The organism is Microvirgula curvata, assembly GCF_054781615.1.
The window spans coordinates 113,013-125,450 of record NZ_BAAGUB010000036.1 but is presented as its reverse complement, the minus strand read 5'-3'; the positions used below and the strand labels follow the sequence as shown (position 1 = coordinate 125,450).

Here is a 12,438-nt window from a genome sequence, read left to right as displayed (position 1 = left end):
AACCTCGGCAATGAGTGGAATGCCGATGATGAAAGCCGCCAGACTAAAGAAAAAGTAGGCTAGTGTTCCTGGATATACGGAACTTTATGTCCGCAATAAAGGGGTGAGGCATGGATAGCCTGAACGGGGTCACCGTGTTTGTGCAGGTGGCCGACACGCGCAGCTTTGTCGCGGCCGGCCGCCAGCTTGGCGTGTCGGCCTCGGCCGTAGGCAAGAGCGTGGCGCGGCTGGAGGACAAACTCGGGGTGCGCCTGTTTCATCGCAGCACGCGCAGCATCACGCTGACAGCGGAAGGCACGCTGTTCCTGGCGCGCAGCCGGCGCATTCTGGCCGAGCTGGAAGCCGCCGAACTGGAGCTGTCGCACAGCGCCGCCGCGCCGCGCGGGCGCCTGCGCGTCAGCCTGCCACTGGTCAGTTCGCTAGTGCTGCCGGTGCTGGCCGACTTCATGCATCACTATCCCGAGATCGAGCTCGACCTCGATTTCACCGACCGGATGGTGGACGTGATCGACGAAGGCTTCGATGCCGTGGTGCGAACCGGCGAGCCCACCGACTCGCGGCTGTCGTCCCGCCTGCTGGGCCACTACCGGCTGCAACTGGTCGCTTCACCGGCGTATTTTGCCCGTCACGGCCAGCCCCTGAGCCCTGCCGACCTGGTCCGCCACCGCTGCCTGCACTACCGCTTTCCGAACTCCGGCAAGCTCGAAGCCTGGCCGTTCATCGGTGGCGACGCCGTGGCGCCGGTGCTGCCGACATCCATGATCTGCAACAACATCGAGACCCGGCTGTGCTTCGCCCTGCGCGGGCTCGGCATCACTTGCCTGCCCGACTTCGCCATCCGCGAGGCGCTGGCCGACGGCAGGCTGCAAAGCGTGCTCGACGAGCATGTCGACCACAGCGGCAGCTTCCGGCTGTTGTGGCCGTCGGGCCGACAGGCATCGCCAAAGCTGCGGGTATTCATTGATTTTCTTTGCGAGCGGGTTTTCGCATAAGCCGGCATTGCACAGACAAAAACCCCCTGCCGGATACGGCAGGGGGTTTTCCGTTTCTGCAACGCAGCGGGTCGATTACGCCATCAGCTGATTGGCGATCTCGCGCATGCCGGCGGACAGCATGGCCAGATCCAGCTGACCGTAGCCCTTCAGCTCGGCCTGGGTCTGGCGCACGGCGACCAGCGCGCCGTCACGGCCGGACAGCCAGCTGGACGCGTAGTCGTCGGCACCGCATGCCGGGCACGCCAGCGCCGTGCTGGCCAGTTCGCGATGCAGACGATACAGGTCGTCGCGCAGGGCGGTACGGGCCAGCGACTGCCAGCGGTTGTCGCGCGGCAGGCGCGTCACGGCCTGGCTCAGCCAGTCGAGTTCCAGTTCGCGACCGAGCGCATAGTAGGTACGCGCAGCCACCACCAGTTCGACGCCGCTGGCGCGGGCCAGTTCGATGATGTCGAAGAACGCCGGAACGAATTCCAGCCGCGCCAGCGTCAGTGCCAGGCTTTCCGGTACGCCAGCCTCGATCCAGGCCAGCTGGCGGCTGGCAACGCGGGTGTTCAGCGTCGTCGGCACCAGGTCCGGCAAGGCGGCGAGCAGGGTCTGCGCGCCATCGTGGAACTGGGCCACTGCATCGGCCACACCGCTGTAGTTCTTGCGATTGCGCAGCAGCCAGCGGCAGGCACGCTCGATCAGCGTGCGGATCTCGACCATCAGTTCGACCTGCAGGTCGGCCGGTGCCCGGTTGTCCAGCGCCTCGATCGCACGCCACAGGCTTTCGGCACCGAAAATGTGGTCGGCAGCCCAGAACGCGCGGGCGATATCGGCCGCCGGCAGGTTGGTTTCTTCCTGCATGCGGAAGGCGAAGGTCGCCCCCATCCGGTTCACTACCCGGTTGGCCAGCTGGTTGGCGATGATTTCGCGCCGCAGGTGGTGCGACTTCATCGCTTCGCCGAAGCGCTGCTGCAGCGGGTGCGGGAAGTAGTCGACCAGCACCGGTTCGAAGTCGGCGCCATCCGGCAGGTCGCTGGCCAGCAGCGCCTTGTCGAGCGAGATCTTGCTGTAGGCGAGCAGCACGGCCACTTCCGGGCTGGTCAGCCCCTGCTTGGCCAGGCGGCGCTCGTTGATCTCGTCGTCGTTCGGCAGGAACTCGATCTGGCGCTTCAGTTCGCCGGTCTTTTCCAGATGGCCGATCATGCGCTGCTGCGCATTCAGCATGCCCAGGCTGTTGGCGCGGTTGATCGCCAGGATCTGCGTCTGCAGGTAGTTGTTGCGCAGCACCAGCTGGCCGACTTCGTCGGTCATTTCCGCCAGCAGGTCATTGCGCTGCTTCAGCGTCATGTCGCCGGCCTGGATCACCGAACCCAGCAGGATCTTGATGTTGACCTCATGGTCGGAGCAGTCGACACCCGCCGAATTGTCGATGGCGTCGGTGCAGATCAACCCGCCCTTGCGCGCGAATTCGATGCGGCCACGCTGGGTCGCGCCCAGGTTGCCGCCCTCGCCGACCACGCGCACATTCAGGTCGCAGCCGTCGACGCGCAGGCCGTCGCTGGCGCGGTCACGCGCATCGGCATGGCTTTCGCTGCTGGCCTTGATGTAGGTCCCGATACCGCCGTTGTACAGCAGGTCGGCTTCCGCCTTGAGGATCTCGTGGATCAGTTCGGTCGGCGCCATGCTGGTGCGTTCGGTCTTCAGCCACGCCCTGACCTCAGGCGTCAGCTCGATCGACTTGGCGCTGCGCGGGTAGATGCCGCCGCCCTGCGAAATCAGCGCCGCGTTGTAGTCGGCCCAGCTCGAACGCGGCAGATTGAACAGCCGTGCGCGCTCGGCGAACGAGGCAGCAGCATCCGGATTCGGGTCGAGGAACACATGGCGATGGTCGAACGCGGCGATCAGCCGGATATGTTCGGACAGCAGCATGCCGTTGCCGAACACGTCGCCGGACATGTCGCCAATACCGATGACGGTAAAGTCCTCGTTCTGGATATCGCGGCCCAGGTGGCGGAAGTGGCGCTTGACCGACTCCCATGCACCACGGGCGGTGATGCCCATCTTCTTGTGGTCGTAGCCGGCCGAGCCGCCGGACGCGAACGCGTCGTCGAGCCAGAAGCCGTATTCGGCCGACACGCCGTTGGCGATGTCGGAGAACGTTGCCGTGCCCTTGTCGGCCGCCACCACCAGGTACGGATCGTCGGCATCCAGCCGCACCACGTCGGCCGGCGGCACGACCTTGCCGGTCACCAGGTTGTCGGTAATGTCGAGCAGGCCGGAAATGAAGGTCTTGTAGCAGGCGATGCCTTCAGCCAGCCAGGCTTCGCGGTCGGTCGACGGCGGCAGCTGCTTGCAGACGAAACCGCCCTTCGAGCCCTGCGGCACGATGACCGAGTTCTTGACCATCTGCGCCTTGACCAGACCCAGCACTTCGGTACGGAAGTCTTCCATGCGGTCGGACCAGCGCAGGCCACCGCGGGCGACCTTGGAGCCGCGCAGGTGCACACCCTCGACGCGGGTGCCGTAAACCCAGATCTCGTACAGCGGCTTCGGGTCCGGCAGGAACGGGATCGCGCCGGATTCGAGCTTGAACGACATGTAGGCCTTCGGCTGGCCGTCGCGGGCAGTCTGGAAGTAGTTCGAGCGGCGAATGGCGAGAATGACCGTCAGCAGACCGTTGAGGATGCGGTCCTCGTCGAGGTTGGCCACATTGGCCAGTGCATCGCGGATCTCGCCCAGCAGCCGTTCCGCCTCTTCGGCGCTGGCGCGGGCCGGATTCTGCCGTGCGTGGAACAACGCGACCAGACGGGTGGTGATGGCCGGATAGCCAGCCACGCACTGTTCGACATACTGCTGGCTGAAGGTCAGACCGGCCTGGCGCAGGTACTTGGCCAGCGCGCGGACCAGCGCGATCTCGCGCCAGTCGAGCCCGGCGACCAGCGCCAGGCGGTTGAAACCGTCGCTTTCCAGCAGCCCGCGCGAGATGGCCATCAGCACGTTCTGCAGGTTTTCGCGGGTGGCGTCGTCTTCCAGCGCTTCGGCGGCGACGTCGAGGCCGAAATCATTCAGCCACAGGTCGATGCCGTCGGCGCGGTTGACCCGGTACGGGCGTTCGTCCTGCACCTTGACGCCGAGGTTTTCCAGGATCGGCATGCTCTGCGACAGGCTGACCGGCGAGCCGAAGCGGAACACCTTCAGGTGCCAGCCGCTGCCGAGCCGCGACAGCGGGCGGTAGAGCTTGAACGCGATCGGACGCTCGCTGGTCAGCGCGTCGAGGCGGGCGATGTCGGTCACGGCATTGCGCGGTGCAAACTCATCGCGATAGGCAAGCGGGAACGCAGCCTTGTACAGGTTCTGCAGCCGGTTGCCGTCTTCCTCGCCGCGCTGCTCGATCAGTTGCTGATGCAGCTCATCGACCCAGCCGCGTGCGACACGGGCGATTTCCGCTTCGATGTCGTCGACGTCGTATTCCGGCAGCGACGCATCCTGGATATTGACGATGTAGTGCACGCGCGCCAGGTTGGCATCGGCCACCGAGACCGAGAACTCGCACGACTTGCCGTTGAAGGCGTCGAGCAGGATCTTCTCGACCCTGACCCGCAGTTCGGTATTGAAGCTGTCGCGCGGGATGAACACCAGGCAGCTGACGTAGCGGTGGTAGATGTCGGTACGCGCGAACAGGCGGACGCGCGGGCGTTCCTGCAGGTTGACCAGGCCCTGGGCGATGGTCAGCAGTGCATCGGTCGGGATTTCGAACAGTTCGTCGCGCGGATAGGTTTCCAGCACGAAGTTCAGCGTCTTGGCCTTGTAGCTGTCATCGACGAAGTCGCACAGCCGCACCACTTCGGCAATCTTGTGCCGAAGGATCGGAATGTCCTTCGGCGACGTGTGGTAGGCGCTGGCGGTGTACAGGCCGAGAATGCGGCGTTCGCCGACCACACTGCCGTCGGCGCCGAATTTCTTCACCGCCACGTAGTCGAGGTGGGCTGCGCGGTGGATGCGCGAAATCGACTGCGACTTGTTCAGCACCAGCGCCTGCGGATCGCGGGCACGGGCCTTCATCTGTTCCGGCAGTTGCTCGAAGCTGCCGGAGAACTGCTTGCCGCCCTGGTTGCGCAGGATGCCCAGACCGCTGTCGGCGACGATGCGCAGTGCATCGTGACCATCACGTTCGACGAGGTCATAGTCGCAATAGCCCATCAGCACAAAGTGGCTGTCGGCCATCCACTCCAGGAAGGCGGCTTCTTCAGCGTCGCCGGGACGGCCGGCCAGTTCGGTCTGCAGCTCGCCCAGACGCTCGCGCATCGCCGGCTGGTCGACCACGGCGGCACGCACCGCGTCCAGTACCTGCGCCAGTTCGGCGTTCAGGCTGTCCAGCAGTGCCGCGTCGGTCACGCGGTCGATTTCGATATGGATGAACGATTCCAGCGGCAGCGTGCGGTCTTCGGTGCGGCGGATCTCGGTAATGGCGCCGGCGGCATCGCGGCCGACCGACAGCACCGGGTGGACCAGTTCGTGCAGCGCCAGGTTGTGGCGGGCCAGGAACATCGCCAGCGAGTCGATCAGGAACGGCATGTCGTCATTGACGATCTCGATCACCGAGTGGGTCGACTGCCAGCCGTGGCGTTCAAGCTCCGGGTTGTAGATGCGCGCCTTGTGCGTGCCGGGCTGGCGAACGCGGGCGAATTCGATATGCGCCATCGCCGCGCCGAACAGATCCTGCGCGGACGAGCGCTTCAGATCGGCAGCTTCGGCTTCCTCGTAGTACGCGTGGAATACCGTCGCCATGCGTTTGGCCTGCTCTGCGGACAGCGACTGACGGGCTACGTCGTCGATTGCCGCGATCAACTGGGCCAACTCGGTCTTGTTATTGAGAGACATGATCTCCTCTTGAACGCCTTAGCGTTGTGTTGAAGGCTGCTGAGAGCGTCTTATGACCCCGCACACGGACCGTGACCGGCCGGCGGATGCGGGGACATGACACGCCCTGACATCGGACGTACAACCTGTGGATTCTAATCGTCAGTTGCGGCAACTCATTTCGGTTTTGCGACGCTGCATTACAGCCGGAGCGCAGGATTGTCCGACAAAAACCGGCGGAAAGCGACGCTGACGAAAACGCCAGTTTCGCCCTGGCGACACGCATTTACAGCGCAAAAACACAAGAAAACACGAAACTTCGTCAATTATCGCGATCCAGGCAATGATTAACCAACAAACAGACCGGAAAACAGTTTTTTCACCTGCCGCGCCCTTTTTGCACCGAACTTCCCGCCCGGATCCACTTTTCATTGTGAGGGTAAAATCCTCATGACACTATCCGCTGGCCGCTTCCGTCAGCATGGCGGGGCAGGACCGGAGCCGGCAGCGCATGCGACAAGACATGCCGGACCGGGTCAAGACAAGAGAGACAGAAGAGATGAAGACACTCACCGCAGCCCTCGCCACCGCCGTGATGCTGGCCACCACCGCGGCCGGCGCCGAGACCCTCCGCTTCGGCATCGACGCCAATTATCCCCCTTTCGCCAAGCAGGGCGCGGACGGCAAGCTGCAAGGCTTCGATGTGGACATCTCCTATGCGCTGTGCACGGCCATGAAGGTCCAGTGCCAGATCGTGCCGCAGGACTGGGACGGTCTGATCCCGGCACTGAACGCCAACAAGTTCGATGCCATCCTGTCGTCGATGCAGATTACCGATGAGCGGCGGAAGGCGGTCGACTTCAGCCACAAGTACTACAGCACCCCGGCACGCATGGTTGCCCGCATCGGTACCAAAGTCGACCAGAATGCATTCCGGGGCAAGAAGATCGGCACGCTGCGCGCCTCGACGCAGGAAAAATTCGCACGCGACTACTGGGGCAAGGCCGGGGCGACGGTGGTGTCGTACGGCAAGGCGCCTGAAGCCTTCCTCGACCTGACTGCCGGCCGCATCGACGGCGTGTTCGTCGACAGCGTGGTCGGCGAGACCGACTTCCTCAAACGGCCGCAAGCAAAGAACTTCGCCTTCGTCGGTCCGTCGTACAACGATCCCAGGTACTTCGGCGACGGCGCCGGCATCGCCGTGAAGAAAGGCAACACCGTACTGGTGCAGCGCCTGAACAAGGCCATTGACCAGATCCGCGCCGATGGTACCTACAGGAAAATCCAGGACCGCTACTTCAACTTCGACGTATACGGCAAGTAAGCCGCGCCGACACCGGAGAGCCACGCATGGAATCCAGACGACACCCGCTGACCAGTCCCAGCCTCGGCACCCGCCGCGAGCTGACCAGCCTGCATTTCGGCGCCCCCGGCGCCGGGGGCAAGGTTTATATCCAGGCTTCGCTGCACGCCGACGAACTGCCCGGCATGCTGACCGCCTGGCACCTGCGCCAGCGGCTGACCGCGCTGGAGGCGGAAGGCCGCCTGCGCGGTGAAGTGACGCTGGTGCCGATGGCCAATCCGGTCGGCCTCGACCAGACCCTGCTCGGGGTACAGATCGGCCGCTTTGAACTCGGCTCCGGCCAGAACTTCAACCGCTACTATCCGGATCTCGCCGACGTGGTCCATGACGCCGTCGCCGGCCGGCTCGGCGCCGATGCCGGCGCCAACGTGCGGCGGGTGCGGGAAGCGCTGGCCGCGGCCCTGGCGCGGATCGCGCCGCAGAACGAGCTGGACAGCCTGCGGCTGACGCTGATGCAGCTGGCAGCCGATGCCGACGTGGTGCTCGACCTGCACTGCGATTTCAACGCCGGCCTGCATCTGTACACGCTGACACCGATGTGGCCGGACTGCGAGCCGCTCGCCCGCTATCTGGGCTCGTGCGCACAGTTGCTGGCAACCGAGTCCGGCGACTCGCCATTCGACGAAGCCTGCTCCGGCTTCTGGCTGAAGCTGCAGACACGGGTCGCCGCCCGGACACCAGCCACGCCAATACCGCTGTCCTGCCTTGCGGTTACCGTCGAGCTGCGCGGCCAGGACTACGTCGACCACGCACTGGCCGCGCAGGACGCCGACGCCATCATCGCCTTCCTGACCCATCGCGGTCTGGTGGCCGGCACGCCGCCGCCGCTGCCGGCGCTGCGCCATCCGGCCACGCCGCTGGCCGGCTCGGAGCCCCTGCTCGCCCCGCATCCCGGCGTGATCGCCTTTCATCGTGCGGCCGGCGAGACCGTCGCCGCCGGTGACGCGGTGGCCGACATCATCGATCCGCTGGAAGGCCGGGTCAGCACGCTGGCCGCGCCGCGTGCCGGCATGCTGTACGTTCGCGAGCTGCGGCATTACGCCACCACCGGCATGTGGGTCGCCAAGATTGCGACCGCGGAAGCCTTCAGAACCGGCAAGTTGCTGAGCGCATGACCACCCCCGGTCAGGGGGCCGGCGCAGGCGGGCGCAGGCGCTGCGATGCACAACCGGATGTGCCGGCATGACGTCGCGTTTCGGGTTACACTCCGCACATTCCCGTCCCGTCCCGGCGTGCGCTCCACCCGGGGCGTGTGCCTCCTGCGCGTTGGCAACGCCTGGTGGCGAAGTTTTACCCGGCCCGGCCGATAAATCATGACGGGGCAATAGCCCGTACGACTTCGCCTCCCCGCCCTCGCCATCGCGAAGGCCCCGCCGACCACTGGCGGGAAGGGGTTGTCAGCAACCTCACGCATTGAACTCTCTGTGCCGACACCGCTCCGCAAACGCCCTTCCGCCCACGACAGCATCGCACCGCCGACCCGGCGCTACGGTTTCCTGTTATTGCCGCAGTTCTCGCTGTCCAGCTATGCGCTGGCACTCGATGTGCTCGACTGCGCCAATGACCGGGCCAAGCGCCCGTTGTTCGAGATGCTGACCCTGTCGCTCGATGGCAACCGGGTACGCGCAGCGAACGGCGTGCAGATGGCCGTCGACCTGACACCGAAGACCGCGCCGAAGCTGGACGGGATTTTCCTGTTCTCCGACGACCTGTCCGTCGATGTCGACATCGACGCGCTGTCGCAGGCGCTGTCGCCGTTCGCCCACGAACCGCTGCTGCTGGCCGGCATCGAGACCGGTGCCTACTGGATGGCGCGCGCCGGGCTGCTGAGCGGCTACCGGGCCACGATCCACTGGCAGGAAATGGCCCGCTTCTCCGAAGCGTTCGACGATGTGATCGTCAGCTCGAACCTGTTCGAGATCGACCGTGGCCGCGCTACCTGCGCCGGTGGTGCCGCGACGCTGGATTTCATGCTGGCGCTGATCAGCCAGCAGCATGGCAACGAGTTCGCCGCCGAGTTGTCCGAGCTGTTCAGCCTGGAACGCATCCGTCCCGGCAATGAACGCCAGCGCATTCCGCTGGCTACCCGCATCGGCGGCAGCCAGCCGAAACTGACCGAAGCCGTCAGCCTGATGGAAGCCAACATCGAGGAGCCGCTGTCAACCGATGACATCGCCTTCTATGTCGGCGTGTCGCGCCGCCAGCTCGAGCGGCTGTTCAAGCAGTATCTGAATACCGTGCCGTCGCGCTACTACCTTGAGCTGCGGCTGAACCGCGCCCGCCAGTCGCTGCAGCAAACCAGCAAGTCGATCGTGCAGATCGGCCTGTCGTGCGGCTTCTCCAGCGGCCCGCATTTCTCCAGCACCTACCGCAACCATTTCGGCATCACGCCGCGCGAGGAACGCGCGCAGCGCGCACTGCCGGGCCGGCACGCCGCCGAAGCCTGATTCGCATGCCCCCGAGATTGAAAAAAGCGCCCCGGGGCGCTTTTTTCAATCCATGACCGGCCTATTGCAGCAGATCGCCACCGACGCCCAGCAAGCGCGTCGCGGTGCCTTTGGTCATCTGCTTGCCAACCACCTTGTCATCCATGAACTGGACCAGCACGGCAGTATCGCCTTCGCGCCACATTGCCCCGCCGCCGTCGACGCCCATGAACTGGCCGCCGACCATCTGCGACGGCTCGCCGATGATTGCCGCCACCTCGCCACGGCTCATGCCGTCACGGATCTGGTCATAGTTGGCGCTGGTCAGCCGGGTGGTGCCGCAACCGGCCAGCAGCGCCACCAGCAGCACGACGGCAATGACAATGGCCGCAAGTGCGTAGTAGCGGGCCCGGTTGTTGCCGGGTTTGTCGCAGCAGGAAGGCATCGGGGGCTCCTTTTCCGGATGACGGGGGCGGCTGCCGATTATCCGCCCCGCCCGCTCAGTAATCCAGACCGAGGTACATGTAGCCGGTCAGCTGCCCCCCATCGGCATAGCCAAGGCCGATAAAGAACGGCCCCAGCAGGCTGTCGGCGACGGCAAACACCGAACCGGCCGGAATCCAGCGGTTGCGCTGGGTCAGCCCGTCCGGCGTGCCCCACACCCGTCCCGCTTCCAGCGACGCCCCCAGATACAGGCCGGTGCCGATCGCCGAGGGCAGCGTCGCCACCCGCCGGTAGCCCATCAGCCGCAGCAGCGCGGTACGGTCGCCAACCAGTTGCTCGTTCTTGTAACCGGACAGATTGAGAAAGCCCCCCAGCGAGAATGCATCGTCGCTCTTCAGGTCCTGCAGGTCGGAAATCGAACTGCCCTTCAGCGTGGCGCGGAACACGGTGTCCTTGTCCCACAGGAACGCCTTGTCCAGCCGCAGCTGCGCCGAATGCGAGGCCTCGCTCGCGCCCAGCGCCGGCACGCCCTTGTACGCGGACGCTGCCACCAGGAAGCCGTCGCGTGGCAGGCGCGGGTTGTCGAACTGGTCGATCACCGCACTGGCGGTCAGGCCGCCGATCCGCTGCCGGGTCCGGTCGATGAAATTCGGGTCGCCAATGTCGCGCTCGACCCGGTCGTAGCCGGACACCACGCCCAGACGGACTTCGCCGTAGTTGCCGAGCGAGCGGCCGTACTCGACCGTGGCCCGCGCCGCTGCCAGGCGGAACTGGGCAGACTTGTCTCCGTTGGCGGTGTACAGCGTATACGGCCGATCGTGATAACCGATGCTGGCCGCCACGAAGTTGTTCGAATCGGCGGCAAACGGCTGGTAGAACTCCGTGCGCAAACCATTGTCCTTGCCGAGCACGATGCTGTTGCGCCACTCGCCCCCCGCCTCGTTCACCCAGCGCCGGGTATGGCCAAAATACAGGTTGAAGGTCGAATCGCCTTCGGTTTCCCCGGCCAGTCCCATGCCGAAGCGCAGCACGTTCGGCGCAATGGCACGGTCCTCGGCCCGGACGTCCAGCGTGGTCGAGCCATCCTGGTCCTCGATCAGGCTGTAGTTCAGCCGCTCGTAGTCACCTGTCGCATAACGCGCGCGCAGGGTGTGATGAAAGGCTTCGGTATCCAGCGGTTTGCCAACCAGCGGTTCGACATCGGCCGCCAGCAGGGTCGGATTGGCGATCCGGGTTTTCTGCACCTTGACGTGGTCGACAATCACCGGAGTCAGTGGCACGTCCCGATGGCGCTGCCAGGCCGAATACTCGTCCTCGCCGACCGACAGCCAGGCCAGATCGGCACGGCGCCGGGCAATGGCCTGCTGGCCGAGTTCGGCCAGTTCGCGACTGGCGCTGAAGTCGGCGCTGGTGTACTGGCCGAGATCGGGCCGGATGACGATATCGCGTGCATCGAGCAGTTTCATCTGCTGCGCCACATTCTGCTGCACGCCGATATTGGTACTCTGGGCAATGACGTCGAAGACGGTGCGGATCTGATCCTTCTTCAGCGCGCGGGTACCGACATCGACCACGATCAGGATGTCGGCGCACTGGTTCTTCAGGTTCTCGATCGGCAGCTGGCGCGCCAGACCGCCGTCGACCAGCAGGGTGTCCTTGTAGTCGACCGGCTCGAACAGTCCCGGCACCGCCATGCTTGCCCGCAGCGCGGTCGCCAGATCGCCACTGTTGAAGGTGACCGGCTGGCCGGTGATCAGGTCGGTCGCCATGGCCTGGAACGGAATCGGCAGCTTGCCGAAGTCCGGCACCCGCGCATCGCGCGCCAGCGAGCGGATGAACAGGTCGATTTCCTGCGAGTTGATCGCGCCACGCGGCAACCGCAACTGACCGTCGCTGAAACCGAAGCGCATGTTGAAATAGTTGACGAAGTCGTCTCGCTTGGCGCTGAACGGCACGTCAGCCCGATTCGGGCTGCCGGCCAGCATGCCGTCCCAGTCGGCATCGGCGAACGCTTTCTTCAGGGCCTCGATCGGCTGGCCGCTGGCATAGAAGCCGCCGATCAGCGCACCGGCCGACGCGCCGGAAATACAGTCGACAGGGATGCGCATCCGTTCCAGCTCGGCAATCACGCCGAGGTGGGCGAAGCCGCGCGCGCCGCCGCCGCCGAGCACCAGCCCGACCCGGGGCCGGGGCGGCGCGGGACGGCTGTCGGCCCCCGTCGCCGGCGGCGCATCGTCAGCCATGGCGGGCGCGGCAAGCCCCCAGCCGCCCACGACCATCAGAAGCGAAACGAAGAAACAGCAGAAACGCGTAGGCAAGGGCATGCAGAACCAGTAAGGGTGGATACGACCGCGGTGGGCCATGA

General features: G+C 65.3%; 7 protein-coding genes. 4 read left to right on the top strand and 3 right to left on the bottom strand.

The genetic code is table 11. The features are described from left to right. Window positions 1–110: 110 nt before the first annotated feature. Window positions 111–992 (top strand): LysR family transcriptional regulator, encoded by an 882-nt coding sequence (locus ACYVG8_RS17490; protein ID WP_028498342.1) that lies wholly within the window; start codon window positions 111–113, stop codon window positions 990–992. A gap of 75 nt (window positions 993–1,067) precedes the next feature. Here the strand turns inward: ACYVG8_RS17490 and ACYVG8_RS17485 are convergent, their stop codons facing one another. Further along, window positions 1,068–5,861 (bottom strand): NAD-glutamate dehydrogenase, encoded by a 4,794-nt coding sequence (locus ACYVG8_RS17485; RefSeq protein ID WP_028498343.1) that lies wholly within the window; start codon window positions 5,859–5,861, stop codon window positions 1,068–1,070. 538 nt (window positions 5,862–6,399) lie between these two features. Between ACYVG8_RS17485 and ACYVG8_RS17480 the strand changes: the two genes are divergently transcribed. The 3 genes from ACYVG8_RS17480 to ACYVG8_RS17470 all read left to right on the top strand — a co-directional run bounded on the left by ACYVG8_RS17480 (window position 6,400) and on the right by ACYVG8_RS17470 (window position 9,650). Beyond that, entirely contained in the window at window positions 6,400–7,164 is a 765-nt protein-coding gene (locus tag ACYVG8_RS17480) for an ABC transporter substrate-binding protein (protein WP_028498344.1), read from the top strand. Window positions 7,165–7,190: 26 nt separating this feature from the next. Then, window positions 7,191–8,318, top strand: a complete 1,128-nt coding sequence (locus ACYVG8_RS17475) for a succinylglutamate desuccinylase/aspartoacylase family protein (protein WP_460746437.1) — start codon at window positions 7,191–7,193, stop codon at window positions 8,316–8,318. A gap of 309 nt (window positions 8,319–8,627) precedes the next feature. Then, on the top strand, window positions 8,628–9,650 hold the full coding sequence (locus tag ACYVG8_RS17470) for a GlxA family transcriptional regulator (protein ID WP_084299850.1): 1,023 nt from the start codon (window positions 8,628–8,630) through the stop codon (window positions 9,648–9,650). A gap of 61 nt (window positions 9,651–9,711) precedes the next feature. Here ACYVG8_RS17470 and ACYVG8_RS17465 read toward each other — a convergent pair whose 3' ends face one another. Both ACYVG8_RS17465 and ACYVG8_RS17460 read right to left on the bottom strand, forming a co-directional pair. Beyond that, window positions 9,712–10,074, bottom strand: a complete 363-nt coding sequence (locus ACYVG8_RS17465) for a hypothetical protein (protein WP_107888581.1) — start codon at window positions 10,072–10,074, stop codon at window positions 9,712–9,714. Between the two features lie 55 nt (window positions 10,075–10,129). Beyond that, complete coding sequence (locus ACYVG8_RS17460; protein ID WP_158537413.1) at window positions 10,130–12,316, bottom strand: patatin-like phospholipase family protein; 2,187 nt, start codon at window positions 12,314–12,316, stop codon at window positions 10,130–10,132. Window positions 12,317–12,438: the final 122 nt, after the last annotated feature.

Coding starts and splice junctions, on each gene's coding strand:
- ACYVG8_RS17490 (WP_028498342.1), top strand. CDS start 111: ATGGATAGCCTGAACGGGGTCACCGTGTTTGTGCAGGTGGCCGACACG.
- ACYVG8_RS17460 (WP_158537413.1), bottom strand. CDS start 12,316: ATGGCTGACGATGCGCCGCCGGCGACGGGGGCCGACAGCCGTCCCGCG.
- ACYVG8_RS17465 (WP_107888581.1), bottom strand. CDS start 10,074: ATGCCTTCCTGCTGCGACAAACCCGGCAACAACCGGGCCCGCTACTAC.
- ACYVG8_RS17475 (WP_460746437.1), top strand. CDS start 7,191: ATGGAATCCAGACGACACCCGCTGACCAGTCCCAGCCTCGGCACCCGC.
- ACYVG8_RS17480 (WP_028498344.1), top strand. CDS start 6,400: ATGAAGACACTCACCGCAGCCCTCGCCACCGCCGTGATGCTGGCCACC.
- ACYVG8_RS17485 (WP_028498343.1), bottom strand. CDS start 5,861: ATGTCTCTCAATAACAAGACCGAGTTGGCCCAGTTGATCGCGGCAATC.